This window comes from Pseudomonas sp. P4_C1, assembly GCF_056402155.1.
The window spans coordinates 1-20,367 of record NZ_JBFUHY010000003.1; the positions used below are offsets into that span (position 1 = coordinate 1).

The window sequence follows — 20,367 nt, forward strand, 5'->3', positions numbered from 1 at the left end:
GGTGTTGCCTGACACTCAGTCATCGCGAGCAGGCTCACTCCTACAAAGGTTTGTGTTTGCCCTAGGAACCCTTGCTGCCCTTGTCATTGGCCGGGTCGTAGACCTTGGTCAGGTCACCGCCGAGGCGGAAGTTCTTGAACGGTTGCATCTTGTGCTTTTTGTCCAGCACGTCCGGCGTACAGGTGTAGAGCGAGCAGAACGGTTCGAGCCAGGCGAATTTCATGCCCTCTTTCAGGTCGGTCATGTCCTGGTCCTTGCCGTTCTTTTTCTCGAACTGCTCCGGGTCTTTAACCCCGGACAGCACCCGATCACCCAGGCGTTTCAGTGCGCCATTGTTTTCCTGGCGCAGATCCACACCGTTGACCTGGGCGAAACTGGCGATCATCGCCAGCGGCGGCAGGGCGTAGTTGTGGTAGGCCAGGGCCCGTTGCTGGCGCTTGAGTTCGTTGGGCAGGTAGCCGTCGGCGTCGATCTGATTGGCGCCGACCTTGTATTCCTTCACCGCCCAGTCGAACAGGTCGCGACGGTTGGTGGCGACGGAAGTGGCCATCACCGACCAGGCTGCCCAGTACGAGTGGTTGTTGGTCTGGTCGAGCGGCAGGTTGTCCCAGTCGCTGACCACCTGGTCGGCCATCTTGCTGAACCAGGCTTCGATCAACTGGGCTTCCTGTTGATGGGTGGCCAGGGGATGGGAGTCGGAAAACTTCAGGCGGATATACGCCGAAGCCATGCTGCCCAATGCCCATTTGCGCATCGACTTGCCGGTGTGATTGAAGTCCTTGGACATCAGCGCGTCGGCCTGGGCCCAGGCCGCCAGCCAGCTCAATGTGCATTCCAGTTGTTCCGGGCGACCGTCCCGCATGAACTGCATCACGCGCTTGCTGGTGCCGCGCTCGATCTTGGTGATGTCGGCGGTGCTCTCGCGAAAGGCTTTTTCCGACTGCACGTTCAGGGTCGCGCGGGCCTTGTCCGAACCTTCGTACTTGCTGCGAAATTGCAACGAGCCGGTGTACGGCGTCGGCATTGCATCGCAGCCTTCGCTCTTGTCGCCCGTCTTGAATTTATCCACAGGTGAAAAATAGCCCTGGGGTGGACGCAGTGGCGCAGCCGCTTGTGTGGCTCCGGCGAACATCGCCAGGCTCAAAAGCGTCGGTGCCAACAGTGTTGAAAATTTCGGATTGCGCATGGCAGACCTCATTGCCCGACCGAAGCAGTACGCTGCTCGGCGCCCGGGAACACGTTGCGTTTGCAAATTTTCGCTTCGACTTTCTGTGGCGCGGCACCGGCTTCGGGGCCCTGGACTTCAACGGCCAGCAGGTTCTGCGAGGCCCAGTCTTCGTCCGTGCGCAACTCGAAAGCGAAACGCCCGTCAGTCTCGGAGGTTTCCGGTTTGTCGATCTTGATGTCCTCGTGGCGACCGTTCATGTACCAGAGGGTGGCTTGCAGGGTTTTCACCGAGGTGTCGGCGAAGCGGATGTCGAGCTGGTGGCTACCGTTGCGCAAGTCCATGTTCTTGCTGTTGACCATCAACTCGTTTTTGCCCGGTTTGAGCGTGGCGCTGCCGGACATCTGCGCATCCTTGCCTTCGCAACCGTTGTCCAGCAGCGCCATCATCTGGCGGTAGATGGTTTCCTGGTCGAGGCGGTACAGCGGCGAGAATTCCCAGATGAGAATCTTCGGCGGGTTCTTCTGGAATTCGTCGCTGCCCAGGTACTGCAGCATCGAACCTTCCAGGCCACCGCCGGGGAACGCCACGTTGAGGATGTCGGCGCCGATGGCCTCTTCGAGGAAACCGGCGAAGTTGTAGTTCTTGCCACTGTGGGAGGTACCGACGAGGGTGATCTGCGGGTTGCCGGACTCGCCGAACAGATCGCCATCGCCCGCTTCGCCCTTCGGCTCGGTGGTGAACTGATCCATGTACTGGATCGCGTAGCTGGTGCCACAGAGTTGACCGGCCATGTTGTGCAATGTTCCGGTCTTGCCCATGCGACCCGACTTGTGGGTCTCGAATTCGCGCTTGGGAATGTCGGCGAATTCAGGCAATTGCCTGACCTTCTCAGCGACGATTTTCGCCGTGCGCTGAGCACCGTACGGCGTCCAGTGCTGGTCGCCGCGGAAGTAGAAATCGTGGGCGGGCAGGGTGTCGGGCAACGACTCGTTGGTCAGTGGCGACAAGTCCGGAACGACATAGCCCATCTGCGCGAAACGACCGAGCATGGACTTGTAGTTCTTCAGTGCCTTGTCGAAGTCGTAGCTGGCTTTCTCCGCCGGGTTGAGCTTGTTGCGGTTCACCAGGCCACGGGTCGGCTGGTACACGACAACCAGCTCCACACCTTTGCTCTTGAACGCATCGTGCAGTTGCTTCATGCGCTTGTAGCCGGCGGGCGTGGTGTCGAATTCGGTGCGCAGGTCTTCCTGGGTCCGGAACAACCAGTCGCCTTGGGCCTGCACCAGCGTGGTGAAGTTCTGCTGGTAACGGGTGGTGTAGTTCTTCGCGTCGTGGGCGGCCGGGCACAGGCTGCAGCACGGTTCGGCGCTGAATTTCGGTGGGCTTGCTTTAACGGCAGCTTCATCGGCACGCGCGCCACCGCTGGCCGCGAGAATGCCGGCGGTCAGGGCCGACAGGCTGAGTAATTTGATCAAGTGTGGGTGCATAAGATTATCCTCAGTCCCGCATTTCGGTCTGGCGTTCGACAGGGTCGATCAGCACGGCTTTCTGCTGGCGTACCAGCAGGTCGAGAATTTCATCCTGACGATCGCCAAGGATGCCGGTGAAGCTGATGCCGCTGGATTTGGTCGGTGCGAGCATCGACACGCGATACAGCTCGACACTCAGCGGCGAGTCGATGGAGAGCGGGCCACTGCCGTTGGCCGCCAGTTCACCGCCGACCACGATCAGCGACACCTGGGCGTCGAACGGGTCGAGCTTGATGTCACGGTCGGTGTTGCTCAGGTCCTTGATGTGGCCATAGACGCCGGTCAGGCCGTTGGCCATGGCGACGTTTTCGTACAGGCGAATGTTCACGCTGTTACGAATGCGGATGCCGTGGCGCTTGTTGCTCAACACGCGATTGCCCCACAGCAGGTTGTCGGCACTCTCGTAGAGGGTGATGCCGTCGGTGTGGTTCTGGTAGATCTCGTTGTGGGCGATCAGGTTGTTCACGCTGTTACGGTCGATCACCAGCCCCGAGAGGTGGTTGTCGTAGCTGCGGTTGTTGAAGATGAAGCTGTCGTTGACCTCACGGGAAATAATGATCCCGTGCTTCTTCTTCGTACCAAACACCGTGTTGTCGGCGATGATCAGGCCGTGGGAGCGGTCGTGCGGGTCGATGCCATAGACGATGTTGTCTTTGTAGGTGTTGCCCTTGACCACGAAGTCGCGGGTTTCGTAGCAGTAGAAGCCGTACCACATGTCCGAGAATTCGGAGCCGACGATCCAGCCGGTCGGCTCAGGACGCTTGAGCACCTTGGCCATGTTCGGCGTGTACTGGGAAATACTCACGCCGTAGGACTTACTGTTGGCGTAGCCGAAACTGGCGATCTTGCTGTTGGCGATGTAGGTCTCGGTGCCGCCCCAGGCCAGCAGGAACGGACGGAATTCCTTGGGCGAAGTGAACGTCGCCGGGCCGTTGTCCTTCTCGCGCCAGCCAGTGATTTTGGTATCGCGAACGAACAGCTGGCCGTCGTTGACCAGGAACGCACCGGCCTCCTGGGACAGGCGCAGTTCCTGGGTCTGCTTGTCGATTTCCAGGATGCCGTGGCGACCGACCACGATCGGCAACCGCGAGAGGAACACACCCGGCGAGGTTTCACTGAAGTACTGCTTGGGCAGCTTCTTCGCCAGGTCCTTGAGGTTCATGTAGCCGTCGTCGACGAAGATCGCCTGGGGGATGCCGTGCTGACGCACCACCCACTCGGCCATCTTGTTGTCGCCACCGATGAAGTCCTTCAGGGCGTCTTCCTGCATCATCCGGCGCACGCTGATCTTGCCCGGTTTGCTGCGTACGATTTTTGCCGCGATGGCCTCGGCGGTGTAGCCGGAGATGTCAGGCAACTTCGGCGTGGCCAGTTCCAGCGGCGCGGTCGGTGCGCTGCTGACGGTATAGGTCTTGGCCTGTTGCAGTTCCTTGGCGATGGTCGCCGGTTTGCCTTGTTGCGCGCCAGCCGGCGCCTTGGCCGGCTCCACGTTGGCGAAGGCAGCCGCGCTGGCCAGCAGCATCGCGCCGGCCAGCAARGTCATGGAACCTTTCTTGGCTCTGTTCATGTCGGGGACTCCCTTCGCAATGTGCATCAGAAGCGCCAGATCACGTCGATGAACGCGCGGTGCATGTACGAATCGACTTCCTTGCCGTACGCATCACCCGGCTTGAACACGCCGCCGCGGAAACGCACCAGAGCCGAAGGCTCATCGATCGCCTGACTCATCGACGCCGGCAACAGGCCTTGCTTGAAGTACTTGGTCACCACCAGGTCCATTTCCTGACCGAGGTCTTTTTCGCCATCGTTCAGCGGCAGCGAAGTGCTGGAAAGGATCGCGCCGGTGACGTCGTCGGTGTTGTTCTGGACGGCGTTGATGCCATTGCTGCCGACCGGCTTGTTGCCGTCGACACGCCAGAATTTGTGGTAGATCAGGCTGGCGTCGTATTCGTCGTTGAGCATCCACGAACCGAACAGGGTGGCGCTCTGCATGTTGTTCATTTCGCCACGGAAGGCTTCGCCGAAACGGTGCACGCGCGAGCGGGTGCCGGTGTAGTTCGAGCGGTTGCTTTCCAGGCCGTTCTGTTCGTACTCGGCGCTGGCGCGGGCATAGGCGGCACCGACTTGCCATTGCGGATCGAGGCGCAAACGCACGCCGAGATCGGTGGCCCAGCCATTGAGGTTTTCACCGCGCTTGGCTTCAGCCGGCGGCGTGCCATCGGCGTTCAGCGGGTTGACCTTGTCGACGTCGCCGCTCATGCCGGTGATGCTGCCCCAGTAATTGACGGTGTTGGTATTGCGCCAGTTGTACGCGTCGCTGTCGGCGGTCAGGCCGAGCCAGCTGATGTCGCCGTTCTGTTTCTTGTCCAGCGAATCCGCCGGCACACCCGGCTCCGGGAAGTCGAGCTTGCCGTTGTCGTGCGTGTGATGACCGCGAATGCCAACCCAGTTGCCCGGGGTCCACTGGTACGCGGCATCGGCGTAGGCGTGCAGGCGATCCTTGTCTTGCGGTGACAGCTCCTTGAGGTCGGTACGGTACTCGCTGAAGCGTTCGGCGATACCGACGTTGGCGCGCAGCAGGGTAGTGTCGAAGGTCCAGTTCAGGGCTTCGATGTTGGTGTCGCGCCATTGGCCGTCGTCGTTGCGCAGGCGCTGGCGACCGAACTTCAGGATCTCGCCAGGGTAGGGCGTGAAGCCGCTGTAACCGACCCAGAACTCACGCATGGCCAGGTAGTTTTTCTTGGTCTGGCGATCATTGCTGTCGGTGTTTTCGGCGCCATCGGACTGTTGCAGGGTGTCGGTTTCGATGATGTCGGTGGACGTCACCGCCTGCCCCATGGCGTAGGCGCTCCACGCGCCGCTTTCGCCGTAGACCCACGGACGCAGGTCCAGGCCGACGCCGTTGACGTCGCCGCCGGGAGCGGTGCCGAGGTCACGGTCGTCTTCGGACTGGCCGGTGATTTTCACGTCCAGGCCGAAGTTCTTGGTTTCAGTCATCGCAGCGAGCGTCGGGCAAGACCAGATCAGCGCGAATGTCAGGCCGATGCCGGCCTTCATGAATGGATTCAACTTCATTGGGATTCCTCGCTGACTTCTTCTTGCAGGGTGTGCAGTTCCGGCGTGTTCGGGCTCAGGGCACCGCGCACGGCCTGTTCTTGTTTCAACAGGCGTTGGGCTTCGGCCAACCGGTCGGGCGGCAATTGCGTTTGGATTGTTTGCGCAAGCTCGGTGGCTTGCGGGGTGTTCTGGGCCAGGGCCAATTGGCTGAAGACGTAGGCGTTGAGTGGATCAGGCTTGGTGCCCTTGCCTTGGGAAAACAGTTGGGCGATGGCGAAGTCGGCGCTGTTCTGGCCGTTGCGCGCAGCGGTCAACAGATGATCGAGGGCCTTCTGCGGATAGACCTTGCCCAGGTAGCCACGGCGGTAGATCTGGCCGAGGTAGTAATCGGCGGCGACTTCGCGACCAACGGCTTTCTGGAAATGCGCTTCGGCGACCTTGGCGTCAGCCGGCACCAGCTTGCCTTCGAAGTAGAGCTTGCCCAGCAACAGTTCGGCGCGGGGCTGGTCGGCGGCGCGGCCGTTGTCCAGGTACTTCATCATCTGGTCGACGTCGCCCAGTTCCGGGAAGTCGTAGAGCAGTTGCGCGAGGCTGACCCATGACGCCGGGTAGCCCGGTGCAATCGGTTCGAGCAGCGACTGTGCGGTCTTCTCGTCGGTCTTGCCCAGGGACGCATCGGCGAGCACGCGGGCGACGCTGTCCACGCGCTGCGCCGAAACGCGGCCTTGGGCGTGCGCCGCTTGCATCTGCTTGATCAGCTCGGCCTGTTGCTCTGGCTTGGCCTGTTTCTGATAGACCGTGGCCAGCTCGACGTAGCAGATGTCGCTGGTGTTGAGCGCGGCCTTGCAGATTTTTTCCACGTCATCCAGATGCTGGTCGTAGGTGCCCTGGGTGCGATAGAGCAGCACCTGCGCCAGACCGGCTTCCGGTTTGTTCTCGGCACGCCATTGGCTGATCTGCTGCTGCGCGTTCACGTTGGGAAAACTGTGCGGGTATTGCAGGTACAGCATCGCCAACGGGATCAGCGTGTTGCCTTCGCCTGCCGCAGCGGCTTTTTTCAACAGGGTTTCGGCTTCGTGCTGCTCGGCTTCGGTGGAACCGGGCTTGGCTACCAGCAGTCGACCGAGACGTGCCTGGGCGCGCGGCGAAACGCTGGCCGCGGCGCGGTAGGTCGCCTCGGCCTGTTTCATCTGCGCCGGATCACGGCTGTCGACCTGGATATCGGCCAGGCCGACCTGGGCTTCGCTGTAGCCCAGGTCGGCCAGTTGCCGGTAGTTCTGCGCGGCGGTGGCGGTATCGCCACGTTTGAGTGCTTCGTTGGCCAGGCGCTGGTCGGGCAGGCCGGCGCAACCGCTGAGGCTGACCGCCAGGGCTAGCGAACAGAACGCAAATCCCATGTGGGAGCGAGCTTGCTCGCGATGCGGCTGGCTCGGTGCATCAGACAGACCGCGTCGATCCCATCGCGAGCAAGCTCGCTCCCACAGGGTCGGCGGCGTGTTGAGGGTTGGAGTAGTCACAGGCATGTCCTCGACTTAAAGACCGACAGCCATGGCTTTGTCGATCAGCCAGTTCAGGTTCGGGCCACGGTCGCTGCTGACTTCCACCGGGCGGCCGGCGAGGGAGCTGTCCAGGGTTTCGTCCGGCTGGATCAGCACGCGGATGTCCGAAGACAGGTCGGCGCTTTTCAGGCTGGTGCTGCTGACGATCTTGCCGGTGCGGCTCTTGTCCTCGCCGGCGATCTGGAAGCGCACCGAAGTACCCGGGCGCACCTCGCCGAACTGGCGATAGGAGAAGCGCGCTTCAACGTTGGCTTCGCTGTTGCGCGGGACCAGTTGGAAGATCACGTCGCCCTTGCTGGCGTACTGACCGTTGGCGACCATTTGCTGGGCCACGGTGCAGTCGCACGGCGAGGTCAGGGTGCCGGTCATCTGCTTGCCGAACAGTTCTGCAACCTTGGCCGGGGCCAGTTGGTCTTCGTCGAGATGACCCTTGAGCACGTCGAGCATGCTGGTGCTGAAGGTCGCCAGCGGTGCGCCCTTGGCGGCCACGCCGTCGGCTTTCACCAGACTCTGCACGGTGCCGTCGCGGGGCATGGTGATGTTCACGCCCGGCACGCTGACCAGACCGGCCTGGGCGTGGCTGACGAAGTACATGCCGTACACCGATTTGAAAACAAAACCGAATGCAGCCAGGCCGACAACGAAGACCCCCAGGCTGAAGGTTACGGCTTTCATGCGGCCGAACGCGGTCATGCCGTGGCCGCCGTCCTTCAACTTGCGCGCTTTGGTGAAGTTGTCGCGCTGCAGGGTCGCCAGCATTTCACCCACGCTGACGATGTCGCCAGCCAGGTGCGAAGTGATCAGGTGACGCAGGGTCGAGATGTCCCGTGGTTCCAGGTTCTGGAACTGGCAGCCGGCGCGTCCGGTCTCGCGATCGAAGGAGCGGACCTGCAACTCGACGTCGATGGCCAGGCCGAGGTTGTCGATGAGGAATTGCAGGCGGGCCTTGTACACGTCACCGATCTTCAGCGGCAACTGACCGGCGTTGAACGCCAGGCCACCGGCGGACAGGTCGATCACCCGGGCTTCGACCGGTGTCCGGTCGGGGCCGAAGAAACGCAGCTTGGCCGGGATTTTCACTCGGGCGTGTTGGCGCTGGGCTTCGGATTCATGCACTACGTTGGCGTTGACGGCGGTATTCATAAGGGCGTTTTCCTAGTTAATTCAGGCGAGTTCGGTCAGACCATCAACAGCAGCACGGCGACAAAAATGCTGCCGGCAGAGAAGGTCATGGTCCGAGACGACCAGGTGTTGAACCAACGTTGAAAGCTGGCGAGATCACGGGTCAGAGAAGTGGGCTGGCGAGTCCAGGACTGTTTGTCGAGGCGGAAGAACACGTAGATCTTCACCAGCGCGCCGACGATCTGGTTGTAATAGAGAATCGCCGGGTAAGCCGGGCCGATCCGGTGACCGGAGCAGGACAGCAGCACGGTCAGGATCAGGCGGGTAATGCCGATCCACAGCAGGTACACCAGGATGAACGCGGTGCCGTACTTGAAGCTGGCGATCAACGCCACGGTCAGGCCCAGCAGCGAGGTCCACATCGACACGCGCTGGTCGAACAGCACCACCGAAGTGAACACGCCGAGGCGTTTGATCCCCAGGCCCAGGGCACGGGAGTTCTGCCGCAGGTTGTTGCCGTACCAGCGGAACATCAGTTTGCGGCTGGCCTTGATGAAGCTCTTTTCCGGCGGGTGTTCAACGGTGTTGATCGCCGCGTCGGGCACGTAGAACGTGTCGTAGCCCAGGCGCATCAAGCTGAACCAGCTCGACTTGTCATCGCCGGTAAGGAACTTGAAGCGACCCAGGCGCCAGTGTTGCAGCGAATCGCTTTCCACGTCGGCGATGAAGTCCGGGTTGGTGACCACGGTGGCGCGGAACACCGACATGCGGCCGGTCATGGTCAGCACGCGCTTGGACAAGGCCATCGAGCACATGTTGATGTGGCGCTGGGCGAAACGCAGCTTGTGCCATTCGCTCATGATGTAGCCGCCGCGCACCTCGCAGAATTCGTTGGTGGTCAGGCCACCGACGTTGCCGAACATCTGGAACCACGGCACGGTCTTGAGCACCACGCCTTCGGCAAGCACGGTGTCGCCATCGATCACTGCGACCACGGCGCGATCATCCGGCAGGTGCCGGGAGATGGCGCGGAAGCCGTAGGCCAGGCCATCGCGCTTGCCGGTGCCGGGAATGCGCACGAAGTCGAGTTTCACCCGGGACGGCGGGTTCATCCGGTTCCACAGGCTTTTGACCAGCAGTTCATCGGACATTTCCACGATGGAGCAGACCACGGTGGTCGGCAGGCCACAGTCGATGGCTTCGCGGATTACCGAGCTGTAGACCTGCGCAGTGGTCAGCGCGTCGATGCGGAAACTGGTGACCATCAGGAACACATGGGACGGGTCAGCCGCTTTACCCAGTTTGCGCACTTTGCGCCGCAGGTGCGGGTAGACGATGTACAGAAAAATCATGCCGCGCACAAAGTGCGTGGCACCCATCGAGTAGCGCCAGATACCGACGATACCGATCAGGAAAATGAAGTCCTTCGACTCGGAGTCGAACGTGGACACGGGCAACGCCATGGCGAGGCCCATCAGTAAACTCAGGTAGAACAGCCACCCGGCGGCCTGGAGTAGGCCGTGTTTTAGCCTGTGCATAATCGGAATCCTAAAGTCAGTTGCAAGCCCCAAGCTTCAAGCCCCAAGCGAGGAGCTTTGAACTTGCGGCTTGGAGCTTGAAGCTTGCGGCTGCTTTACCAGCAGATACCTTCAGTCCGGCCAGTCACGCTGGTGGCCTTGGACATGAAACCGACCAGGTCGATCACTTGCTTGCCATGTGGAACGTCCTGCACCAGAGCGCGGAACTTCTCGTCACGGTTGCCGAGGATGATCACGTCGGAGTTGTTGATCACCGCGTCGAAATCGGAGTTGAGCAAGGACGAGACGTGAGGGATCTTCGACTCGATGTAATCCTTGTTCGCGCCGTGAACGCGGGCGTACTCGACGTTGCTGTCGTAGATGCTCAGGTCGTAGCCCTTGCCGATCAGCATTTCCGCCAGGTCAACCAGCGGGCTTTCACGCAGGTCGTCGGTGCCGGCCTTGAAGCTCAGGCCCAGCAGGGCGACTTTGCGTTTGTCGTGGCTGGAAACGATGTCGAAAGCGTTCTGCACCTGGGATTCGTTGCTGCGCATCAGCGAGTTGAGCAACGGCGCTTCCACGTCCAGGGAACCGGCGCGGTAGGTCAGGGCACGCACGTCTTTTGGCAGGCACGAGCCGCCGAAAGCGAAGCCTGGGCGCATGTAGTACTGGGACAGGTTGAGGGTCTTGTCCTGGCAGACCACGTCCATCACTTCGCGACCGTCGACGCCGACTGCCTTGGCGATGTTGCCGATTTCGTTGGCGAAGGTGACCTTGGTGGCGTGCCACACGTTGCAGGTGTACTTGATCATCTCGGCGACCGCGATGTCCTTGCGGATGATCGGTGCGTCAAGCTCTTCGTACAGCGATTGCAGAACGTCGCCGGAAGCCTTGTCGAATTCGCCGATGACGGTCATTGGCGGCTGGTCGTAGTCGGCGATCGCGGTGCTTTCGCGCAGGAACTCAGGGTTCACGGCCACGCCGAAATCAACGCCGGCCTTTTTGCCGGAGCAGTCTTCGAGAATCGGGATGACCACGTTGGCCACGGTACCCGGCAGCACGGTGCTACGCACGACGATGGTGTGGCGGGTGGTCTTGTCACGCAGGACAAAACCGATTTCGCGGCACACCGCCTCGATGTAGTTCAGTTCCAGATCGCCGTTCTTCTTGCTCGGCGTGCCCACGCAGATCATCGACAGGTCGGTGTCGCGAATCGCCTCGGCGAAGTTGGTGGTGCCACGCAGACGACCGGTCTGGATGCCCTGGGCCAGAAGTTCACCCAGGCCTGGTTCAACGATCGGCGATTTGCCGGCATTGATCATATCGATCTTGTCTTTGGCCACATCGACGCCAACGACGTCATGGCCCCGTGCAGACAGGCAACCGGCACAGACTGCGCCGACGTAACCCAAACCAAAAATGCTGATGCGCATCGCAATTACCTCTGTATTGATCAAGCCATTAGATGGCCGGAGTTAATGGTGTTCAGCGTGTTTTAGTGCACTCGCAAGTGTGCCTTACAGGCACAACAATGCCCTGTGCTGGCATATAAGTTACGAGTGGCTAAATAAATGCACTCAAGGTGTGCGCAACTAGGCCTTGTTGTTATGATTTGCCCTGTTATGCAGCAGATCCTCTTTTCAGAAGATGCAGGTGCAAAGGTCCTGCACGCTTGATGTCAGGCCGAAAGCCCGTGGATCAAGCGTTCTGGTGCTCGGGTGAGCACGTTTATAGGGGCGCTGCCGTGGCCTTGTAGGGGATAGTCATATAGCGTTATCTCCTGTCCGATTGCTGTTGTCCAAATCAGTGATTAGTCAGCGCAAGTTAGTGTTACAACTTCGCTACATGAATCGCTTATCTGCGTAAGTTATCTCGTACACGCTCGGCGAGAATCGTTACCGGTGGTATGAGCGGCGTATTTGGACATAGTTCCAGTCCGCTCATCGTCAAATCTGAAATTTCTTGAAATATTGAGAAAGATGGCACTGCTCTCAAATTGATAGCACTTGCCGTTTCGCCCTTTATATATAGGCGGATCAACCGCGGAGATATTTTTTTGCCACTACTGTTAAAAAAAGTCAGTGCCACTACGCAAAAAAAAGATCGAAGTCGAGTGAAACTAAAGTTAGGAAATCAAGTGATGAATTTTTGGCGCCATAAATATGGCGAAAAGGCGGGGAAGGCTGAAGTGAGTCAAGGGTCGGCGCACGAGGGTTTGTGGAGGTCGTGCGCCTACCGGATGCATCACTCTGGTGCGTGATCGCGCAGAAACACCAGATTGTCCGGCTTGGACTGTTCGGCGCTGTAGCGATAGCCCTGAACGTCGAACTGCTTGAGGGTGGCCGGGTCGTTGATGCGTTCGTCGATGACGAAGCGGCTCATCAAGCCGCGGGCCTTTTTCGCGTAGAAGCTGATGATCTTGTACTGGCCGTTCTTCAGGTCCTTGAATTCGGTATTGATGATGCGCGCGTTCAAGGCGTTGCGTTTGACCGCAGAGAAATACTCGTTGGACGCCAGGTTGAGCAGCACGTCATCGCCTTGATCGACCAAGGCTTCGTTCAGCCATTCGCTGATGCGTGTGCCCCAGAAAGCATACAAATCCTTGCCCCGGGCGTTGGCCAGCCTGGTGCCCATTTCCAGGCGGTAGGGTTGCATCAGGTCCAGCGGGCGCAGCAGGCCATAGAGGCCCGAGAGCATGCGCAGGTGTTTTTGGGCGTAATCGAAATCGGCTTCGCTGAGGGTTTGCGCATTCATGCCGGTGTACACATCCCCCTTGAAGGCCAGTAGAGCTTGCTTGGCGTTTTCCGGGGTGAACGCCGGGGTCCAGCTGCCGAAGCGCGCGGCGTTGAGCCCGCCGATCTTGTCGGAGACGTGCATCAACTCGCTGATCTGCGCCGGGGACAGCTCACGCAATTGCAGGATCAACTCCTGGGAATGGTCGAGGTACTGCGGCTGGGTGAAGCGCTGGGTCGCCGGCGGTGTTTCATAGTCGAGGGTCTTGGCGGGTGAAATCACCATCAGCATGAAGTCGTCTCCTTTAATCGTGGTGGCGATTCTAGGGGGTTGTCGGTGTTGACTCCAGCTATGGCGTCCATAGGTGATGGCCGGTGGATTGCGTAAAACCCTGTGGGAGCGAGCTTGCTCGCGATTGCGGTATGACATTCACCAAAGATGGTGCCTGAACTACTGCTATCGCGAGCAAGCTCGCTCCCACAGTGGTTCAGTGTTGCTGCAGGAGGTGTGTGTGGATCAGCTATAGTGCCGCGCGGGTTTTGTTATGGAGACATCCCATTGCGTATCGCTTTTCTCATCTCGATCTGGCTACTGAGCGTCGCTGCCCTCGCGGCACCGGGCGATGTGGCGACGCTCGATCGCAGCACCTGGCCAGAAAAACTCGGCAACCCGACGTTGTTCGACGTGGCGTCCAGGGCCGAGATCCTCATGTTTTCCAGTGTCCTGTTGGCCAGCGAGTCGCTGGATGAACCCGCCCTGGCCCAGCGCCTGGGCCTGCGCACGATCAACCTGGAGTCGGTCAACCGGGTTCGCCAGCGCATGTGGCAACGGCTGCTGGCCAACTACAACTTCGCCCAACAGAGTTGCGACCAGGATGCCTCCTTCTGTTTTCTGGTCGAAGACATGCCCACCCTGCGCGAGCAGGCCGCCAGGTTCCAGGTCGGCGCAGACAGCTACTACATCAAGTGGGCCGAGCCGAGCCGTGTGTTTCACACCCAATACCTGGACGAGCAGTTGCGCAAGGCCGCGTTGTTCCCGCAAACCAGCAGTGAAGTCGATCGTTTCGGCGACTATGAGCGCACCGGCGACGAGATGCATGACCGGCTGTTTCTGCTGACTTTCGACAGCGCCGCCAACGCCGCGCCGGATAACACCGCCTGGGTCACCGAGTACCTGCGCAAGTCGCACATGAGCGGGACGTTCTTCGTCCTCGGCAAGGACATCCAGGCGCGTTTGGCCGAGCATTCGGTGAGTAACCTGCAAGCGACCTACTCGAGCCAGTGCATCGGCGTACAAGGCTGGGAGTTCCGTTCCCACAGCCACTGGCAGGACTGGCAGGACTCGGTGCGCCGCAGCGCCGAACTGGTCAAAAGCAAGCTGCCGGAGAACTACGTGCCCCTGTTCCGTCCGCCTGATGGACAGCGCCGTGCCGATGCCGAAGGCTTCTTCAAGGCTCAGGGTTTACAGGTAGCGCTGTGGGACATCGACGCCCAGGACGGCGCCGGCAGACTCAAGGGCAACCCGAGCGCGCAACGGGTGCTGACCCTGATGCTGCTGTGGCGGCACGGGGTGATCAATTTCAATGTGAAGCAGGATGGGGTGAAAACGGCGTTGCCGTGGCTGGTCACGCAAGCGGCGCCGGTCGGAATCGGCTGGGAAGATTGCCAGGATGCGTTTCGCTGAAAACGACAAAACCCCGTAGACATCGGGTTTTTGGCGATTTTGGAAGGGGATTCGTTGCAGGTCGACTTACGACTGTAAACGGGTGATGGCAGTCCGCCAAGTGCTATTGGTCATTCTGAAAAATAAACTTCAAAAAAGCGTCAAAGTACTTTTTTCTGTCATACGTTTTGGAGTATTACGAAGACAGACCGCCGAAACCTGCAACACAGGTGGCGTCTTCCAAGACCCCGCATGTATGCAGAACACTTGAGTCCCCGCAGGTGTATTCGGCAGTCACTTCGAGGCGCAGCACCGTCAAGGTATTGCGTCGACTGGCTCCCACAAAGGTGACCGAGTATGGATGATCACGGACGTAGCTCTTCTTCCAACCAGCCAATCCTTTATGTACTCGATACCAACGTATTGATTCACGATCCAAACGCGCTGCTCAACTTCGAAGAACACCACGTCGCGATCCCGATGACCGTGCTTGAAGAGCTCGACAAGCTCAAGAGCGGGCATCACAGCGTTGCCGCCGAATGCCGCCAGGCCATCCGCCTGATCGACAAGACCCTGGGCGATGCCTCACCCGAGGATGTCGAGCAGGGTGTGCCGATCCAGCGTGGCAAAAGCGGACCCAAGGGTTTGCTGTCAATTCTGATGATCAGGAATGCCGAGCCGCATCTGATTCTGCCCGAGCACCTGAACGACAACAAAATCATCAACCAGCTGATCGACCTGCACGCGCGCGACCCGAAAAAGCCCGTGGTGCTGGTCACCAAAGACATCAACATGCGCCTCAAGGCGCGCGCCTGCGGGATCGAGGCCGAGGACTACAGCACCGACCAACTGGTCGATGACGTGTCCTTGCTGCCCAACGGCTACCACAACATGACCGGCTCTTTCTGGGACCGCGTGAGCAAGGTCGAAACCCGTCAGGACCACGGCCGCACCTGGCATCAGGTGCAGTTGATCGACAACCTGCCGGCGGTGCACATCAACGAATTCATCATTGATGAACAGGGCTTTGTCGGTTGGATCAAGGAGATCGAAGAGGACCGCTTGCTGATTCTCGACCTGCACCAGGAACCGCTGCTGCACCAGGAAGCCTGGGGCCTCAAGCCGCGTGATATCTATCAGAGCCTGGCGTTGTACGCCTTGCTCGATCCGGATATCCACCTGGTCAACCTGTCGGGTGCCGCAGGTTCGGGTAAAACCATCCTGGCGCTGGCCGCTGCGATCGAGCAGACCATGGTCAGCAAACGTTATCGCCGCATCATCGCCACCCGCAGCGTGCAGGGCCTGGACCAGGAAATCGGCTTCCTGCCCGGCACCGAGGCGGAAAAAATGGAGCCGTGGCTGGGCGCCATCACCGACAACCTCGAAGCCTTGCACATGGATGACGAAAGCACCCATGGCAGCGTTGACTACATCCTCAGCAAAGTGCCGTTGCAGTTCAAATCCCTCAACTACATCCGGGGTCGCAGCTTCCAGCAGAGCCTGATCCTGATCGACGAATGCCAGAACCTCACGCCGCACCAGATGAAAACCATCATCACCCGTGCCGGCGCCGGTTCCAAAGTGGTGTGCCTGGGCAACCTGGCGCAGATCGACACCCCTTACCTGTCCGCGACCAGCTCCGGGCTGACCTATCTCACTGAACGCTTCAAGGACTTCCCGAACGGGGTGCACATCACCCTGCAAGGGGTACCACGCTCGATCCTGGCCGAATACGCCGAATCGCATTTGTAACTGTCCACCGGAGCCGGGCGGCCGCGAGGTCGCCCGGTTTTTTTGTACGCCACGTAAAGGCCCGTGCCTCAGGGCAGACCCAATACCGATGAATGTGTTTCTGCAAAGCCTGGGGCCGAAAGCAGTCTTGTTTACAGAGATTGCGAAAAATAGCCCTTGAGGGTTTCCGTCAGAATTGATTGAGCGTTCAATACCTCTTGGCTCGGCTCAGGCTGTGAGCTACTAAACTTTTTTCGCGTCCAGCTGAAAAAGAAGGGGCCATCAATAATACGTTCATTGTGTTCCGCCAAATATAACTGGGTCACGGAGGCATACCTGGGGAAAACATGAAAATGTAGCTCATGATTGAGCTCGGAAATACGCATTATGTATATTTTCTCAGGAGAAAATAGAGTATTTAAAGCTCGCTCCGTAAATGCCAAGCCTTTCATCAGTTCAGCACTTTCAGCCGGATTTAGTTCTGCGAGTCTTGATATGTCCCGCTTAAGAGAAATAATCATGTAGCCAGGGATGTCGCAGTCCCGGCAGTGAGAGATTACGATGTGTTTTCCTGAGTGAATTGTCCGCGCTGACATGACTGGTCTCCCGTGTGCCACCATGGTTGAAGTGTAGGACCTGCCCCGTTGAGCTGCTGCCGGAGGTCAGTAGAAAAAACCTAATGCGATACCTCAGTGCTGAAATTTTTAAGATCGTTAGCTTTGCTGGTCATTTTTTCTCGAATTAACAAATCGGTCTAATATTTAGTTGTAGGAAGTTTCATGGCGGCCATGAGTGCGTACTTACGGAAAATTCTCACGTCGAAATTTGTTATAAAATAATCAGTAACTTATCGGCTGGCGCACCCATTAAAATTGATCAGTGATGTCAGGAAAAGCGAATTTTCAGTAGGCTTTTGTTACATTTCTTTCTGTTGTTTGGTATGACTTTAATTTGTGTTTTTAAAACTTAATAAGGAATCGCATCTGAAACTGTCCACCGAGTCCGTGTGTATGAAGAACCTGTGGGAGCGAGCTTGCTCGCGATGACGGTGTGTCAGTCGACATCTCGGGTTAATGACAGGCCACTATCGTCGGAACGCCGCCCGGAGCAAGCTCGCTCCCACATTGGTTTGTGGTGTGCCGATAATCAAGCGTGCGAAAAATTGACCCGCAGGTTTACAATCGACGCTCCTGATCAGGAGTAATCCCGTGCTGACTCATCTCGATTCCCAAGGTCGCGCCAACATGGTCGACGTCACTGAAAAAGCCGTGACGTTCCGTGAGGCGACCGCCCAAGCGCTGGTGCGCATGCTGCCCGAAACCCTGCAGATGATCGTCAGCGGTGGCCACCCCAAGGGTGATGTGTTTGCCGTGGCGCGCATTGCCGGCATTCAGGCGGCGAAGAAAACCAGCGATCTGATTCCCCTGTGCCATCCGCTGATGCTGACCGGCGTCAAGGTCGAGCTCAGTGCCGAAGGCGACGATTCGGTGCGCATCGTGGCGCGCTGCAAGCTGTCCGGGCAGACCGGCGTCGAGATGGAGGCGCTGACCGCTGCCAGTGTCGCCGCGCTGACGATCTACGACATGTGCAAGGCCGTGGACCGCGGCATGACCATCGAAAGCGTGCGTCTGCTGGAGAAGGTCGGCGGCAAGAGCGGGCATTTCCAGGCGGAGCAGTCATGAACGTTACCGTGAAATTTTTCGCTCGTTATCGTGAAGCGCTAGGCCTGGACTCTGTGAAGGTTCAAGGCGATTTTGCCACCATTGATGACGTCCGCGCATTGTTGGCTCAACGCGACGGTGCCGAGGTGTTGAGCGAGCAAAACCTGATGTGCGCCCGCAACGAAGACCTCTGCCAGCTCGACGAGCCGGTCAGCGAGGGCGATGAAGTGGCGTTCTTTCCGACCGTGACCGGAGGCTGAGCCATGGCCATTCGCGTGCAATCCACAGCATTCGATCCGGGAGCCGAGGTCAACGCCATGCATGACGCCAATGTCGGCGTGGGGGCGGTGGTGAGTTTTGTCGGCTACGTACGTGATTTCAATGACGGCCTCGACGTTGCCGGGATGTTCCTCGAGCATTATCCGGGCATGACCGAAAAGGCCCTCGGCAAGATAGCCACCGAGGCCGAACAGCGCTGGCCGCTGCTCAAGCTCGAAGTGTTGCACCGCATCGGCGCCCTGGAACCGGGCGAGCCGATTGTCTTCGTCGGCGCGGCCAGTGCCCATCGTCAGGCGGCGTTCGACGCCTGCGCCTTTGTCATGGATTACCTGAAAACCCGTGCACCGTTCTGGAAGAAAGAAAACACCAGTGATGGGCCGCGATGGGTTGAGGGGCGTGACAGTGATCATGCGGCGGCGGATCGCTGGAAGCAGTAGTTTCTGCGGCGTTCTTGAGTCAGTCATCGCGAGCAAGCTCGCTCCCACAGGGTTCTGTGTCGTACACAAAATTTGTGTTCAACCAGATCTACTGTGGGAGCGAGCTTGCTCGCGATGGCGTCATTGGCACCACTAAAAATCTTGATGATTCACCACCCGACCATCGGCCGGCACGGGCTGCATTTGCCTCATTGACGATTTATACATAAAAGTCCAGTATGGAATTATAAGTACAAAAAAGGTTTCGACCCGTTTCAGCTTTTTCTTCTGTCTTGCCAAACCAACAACAACCGCGAGAAAACGAACATGAAGAAGTTCCCCCTCATCACCGGTCTGGCCTTGAGCCTGTTGGCGTGCAGTTCTGTATTCGCCGCCGAGAAAACCCTGCGCATTGGCATTGAAGCCGCTTACCCACCGTTCGCCTCGAAAACCGACAAAGGCGAAATCGTCGGTTTCGACTATGACATCGGCAATGCCCTGTGCGCGCAGATGAAGGCCAAGTGTGTGTGGGTCGAAGGCGAGTTCGACGGTCTGATTCCTTCTCTGAAGGTGAAGAAAATCGACATGGCGCTGTCGTCCATGACCATCAACGAAGACCGCAAGAAGTCGGTGGACTTCACCCACAAGTACTATTTCACCTCGTCGCGTCTGGTAATGAAGGACGGCGCGGTGGTGGATGACCAGTACGCCAGCCTCAAGGGCAAGTCCGTCGGCGTGCAGCGCGCCACCACCACCGACCGTTACGCCACCGAGGTGTTCGAACCCAAGGGCATCAACGTCAAGCGCTACAGCAACAACGAAGAAATCTACATGGACCTGGCAGCCGGTCGCCTCGACGCGATTTTTGCCGACACCATTCCGCTGAATGATTTCCTGTCGATGCCCCGTGGCCAGGGTTACGCCTTTGTCGGGCCGGAGCTGAAAGATCCGAAGTATGTAGGCGAGGGGGCCGGGATTGCCGTGCGCAAGGGCAATACCGAGTTGGTCAGTGAGCTGAACACGGCCATTGATGGCATTCGCAGCAGTGGCGAGTACCAGAAGATTTCCGATAAGTATTTCAAGTCCGATATCTACGGCGACTGATAGATCGCCATCGCGGGCAAGCCCGCTCCCACAGGGATCTCTGCAGAACACAGAATTTGTGTTTTACGCAGAACCAATGTGGGAGCGAGCTTGCTCGCGATGAGGTCAGATCAAACAATACAAATCTCAGGGCCTAGCCCTTCAATTCCTTCAAATGCTTGTACACCGTTGCCCGGCCCATGTTCAGCACATTGGCCACGTAGTTCGATGCGCTTTTGCCCTTGAACGCGCCTTCGGCGTGCAACGCCAGCACCAGCTCACGTTTGTGGTCGCGAGTCAGCAGGTTCAGGCTCAGCTGGCGCTCGCGCAACCAGGCGTGGAGGAAGGTGTTGATCCGTTCCTGCCAGTCATCGCGGAACAGTGCATCCGGTTGCGGGATCAGCTTGGTCGGCGACAGGAACAGGTCCAAAGCGGCCTTGGCATTTTCGAACAACGAAATATTCAAGTTGATGCACAACATCGCCAGCGGACGATCTTCGCTGTCCCGTAGCACTGTGCTGAGGCTACGAATCTTCTGACCATCCCAGTTGAGCTTTTCGTACGGCCCGATGTTTCGTTCGCTGACATTGTCGCTGAGCATGTCTTCCAGCGCCGAGTCGTCGCCGATTTCCCGCTTGGACAGATTGTTGGCGATGTAGTCGACCTTTTGCGTGCGCAGGTCGTGCAGCACCACTTCGGCGTGGGGAAAGAACAGTGTGGCGATGGCATCGGCGATCGCCCGGAAGTTATCCAGCGACGCAGTGTTCGGGACCGAGTCTATTTCGGGGGCGTTCATACAGTGGAACTCCAGGCAGCGTCAGCGCCCTATCAAAGGGGCGCTGAAAGTGTG

The 20,367-nt window shown here is 58.8% G+C and carries 17 protein-coding genes; 6 read left to right on the plus strand and 11 right to left on the minus strand.

Features of this window, described 5'->3' with window-relative positions; genetic code table 11:
• Positions 1–61 precede the first annotated feature (61 nt).
• The 9 genes from AC1DU9_RS02485 to yaaA all read right to left on the minus strand — a co-directional run bounded on the left by AC1DU9_RS02485 (position 62) and on the right by yaaA (position 12,976).
• Positions 62–1,186, minus strand: a complete 1,125-nt coding sequence (locus AC1DU9_RS02485; RefSeq protein ID WP_223459825.1) for a mannuronate-specific alginate lyase — start codon at positions 1,184–1,186, stop codon at positions 62–64.
• An 8-nt stretch (positions 1,187–1,194) separates the two neighbouring features.
• A complete protein-coding gene (locus tag AC1DU9_RS02490) occupies positions 1,195–2,655 on the minus strand; it encodes an alginate O-acetyltransferase (RefSeq protein ID WP_223459827.1) in 1,461 nt (486 codons plus the stop codon).
• A 10-nt stretch (positions 2,656–2,665) separates the two neighbouring features.
• Positions 2,666–4,264, minus strand: coding sequence for a mannuronan 5-epimerase AlgG (gene algG, locus AC1DU9_RS02495; RefSeq protein WP_223459829.1), 1,599 nt, complete (start codon positions 4,262–4,264; stop codon positions 2,666–2,668).
• Positions 4,265–4,290: 26 nt separating this feature from the next.
• On the minus strand, positions 4,291–5,772 hold the full coding sequence (locus AC1DU9_RS02500) for an alginate export family protein (RefSeq protein WP_223459832.1): 1,482 nt from the start codon (positions 5,770–5,772) through the stop codon (positions 4,291–4,293).
• Positions 5,769–7,271, minus strand: coding sequence for an alginate biosynthesis TPR repeat lipoprotein AlgK (gene algK / locus AC1DU9_RS02505; protein ID WP_223459834.1), 1,503 nt, complete (start codon positions 7,269–7,271; stop codon positions 5,769–5,771). Before algK ends, AC1DU9_RS02500 begins: the two co-directional genes overlap by 4 nt.
• Before the next feature lie 15 nt (positions 7,272–7,286).
• A complete protein-coding gene (locus tag AC1DU9_RS02510; protein ID WP_223459837.1) occupies positions 7,287–8,456 on the minus strand; it encodes an alginate biosynthesis protein Alg44 in 1,170 nt (389 codons plus the stop codon).
• A 35-nt stretch (positions 8,457–8,491) separates the two neighbouring features.
• A complete protein-coding gene (alg8, locus tag AC1DU9_RS02515; protein WP_263289699.1) occupies positions 8,492–9,973 on the minus strand; it encodes a mannuronan synthase in 1,482 nt (493 codons plus the stop codon).
• Positions 9,974–10,068: 95 nt separating this feature from the next.
• A complete protein-coding gene (locus AC1DU9_RS02520; protein WP_223459840.1) occupies positions 10,069–11,385 on the minus strand; it encodes a nucleotide sugar dehydrogenase in 1,317 nt (438 codons plus the stop codon).
• Positions 11,386–12,196: 811 nt separating this feature from the next.
• The gene (yaaA, locus tag AC1DU9_RS02525; protein ID WP_223459842.1) at positions 12,197–12,976 is read right to left on the minus strand and encodes a peroxide stress protein YaaA; all 780 of its coding nucleotides are present in this window, start codon (positions 12,974–12,976) and stop codon (positions 12,197–12,199) included.
• A gap of 267 nt (positions 12,977–13,243) precedes the next feature.
• Between yaaA and AC1DU9_RS02530 the strand changes: the two genes are divergently transcribed.
• Both AC1DU9_RS02530 and AC1DU9_RS02535 read left to right on the plus strand, forming a co-directional pair.
• The gene (locus tag AC1DU9_RS02530) at positions 13,244–14,368 is read left to right on the plus strand and encodes a polysaccharide deacetylase family protein (protein WP_477809700.1); all 1,125 of its coding nucleotides are present in this window, start codon (positions 13,244–13,246) and stop codon (positions 14,366–14,368) included.
• Positions 14,369–14,704: 336 nt separating this feature from the next.
• The gene (locus AC1DU9_RS02535) at positions 14,705–16,099 is read left to right on the plus strand and encodes a PhoH family protein (RefSeq protein ID WP_223459847.1); all 1,395 of its coding nucleotides are present in this window, start codon (positions 14,705–14,707) and stop codon (positions 16,097–16,099) included.
• 131 nt (positions 16,100–16,230) lie between these two features.
• Here AC1DU9_RS02535 and AC1DU9_RS02540 read toward each other — a convergent pair whose 3' ends face one another.
• Positions 16,231–16,674 (minus strand): HIT family protein, encoded by a 444-nt coding sequence (locus tag AC1DU9_RS02540; protein ID WP_409078409.1) that lies wholly within the window; start codon positions 16,672–16,674, stop codon positions 16,231–16,233.
• A gap of 612 nt (positions 16,675–17,286) precedes the next feature.
• Here AC1DU9_RS02540 and moaC point away from each other — a divergent pair.
• The 4 genes from moaC to AC1DU9_RS02560 all read left to right on the plus strand — a co-directional run bounded on the left by moaC (position 17,287) and on the right by AC1DU9_RS02560 (position 19,538).
• Positions 17,287–17,760 (plus strand): cyclic pyranopterin monophosphate synthase MoaC, encoded by a 474-nt coding sequence (gene moaC / locus AC1DU9_RS02545; protein WP_056726185.1) that lies wholly within the window; start codon positions 17,287–17,289, stop codon positions 17,758–17,760.
• The gene (locus tag AC1DU9_RS02550; RefSeq protein WP_223459852.1) at positions 17,757–17,999 is read left to right on the plus strand and encodes a MoaD/ThiS family protein; all 243 of its coding nucleotides are present in this window, start codon (positions 17,757–17,759) and stop codon (positions 17,997–17,999) included. The genes moaC and AC1DU9_RS02550 overlap by 4 nt, the downstream gene beginning before the upstream one ends.
• A 3-nt stretch (positions 18,000–18,002) precedes the next feature.
• The gene (gene moaE, locus AC1DU9_RS02555; RefSeq protein ID WP_033042207.1) at positions 18,003–18,455 is read left to right on the plus strand and encodes a molybdopterin synthase catalytic subunit MoaE; all 453 of its coding nucleotides are present in this window, start codon (positions 18,003–18,005) and stop codon (positions 18,453–18,455) included.
• Between the two features lie 306 nt (positions 18,456–18,761).
• Positions 18,762–19,538 carry an ABC transporter substrate-binding protein gene (locus AC1DU9_RS02560; RefSeq protein ID WP_223459854.1) on the plus strand — a complete coding sequence of 259 codons (777 nt, stop codon included), beginning with the start codon at positions 18,762–18,764 and terminating at the stop codon, positions 19,536–19,538.
• 133 nt (positions 19,539–19,671) lie between these two features.
• On the opposite strand, the gene AC1DU9_RS02565 is transcribed toward AC1DU9_RS02560, so the two are convergent.
• Positions 19,672–20,313 (minus strand): helix-turn-helix transcriptional regulator, encoded by a 642-nt coding sequence (locus AC1DU9_RS02565; RefSeq protein ID WP_223459856.1) that lies wholly within the window; start codon positions 20,311–20,313, stop codon positions 19,672–19,674.
• Between the last annotated feature and the right edge of the window lie 54 nt (positions 20,314–20,367).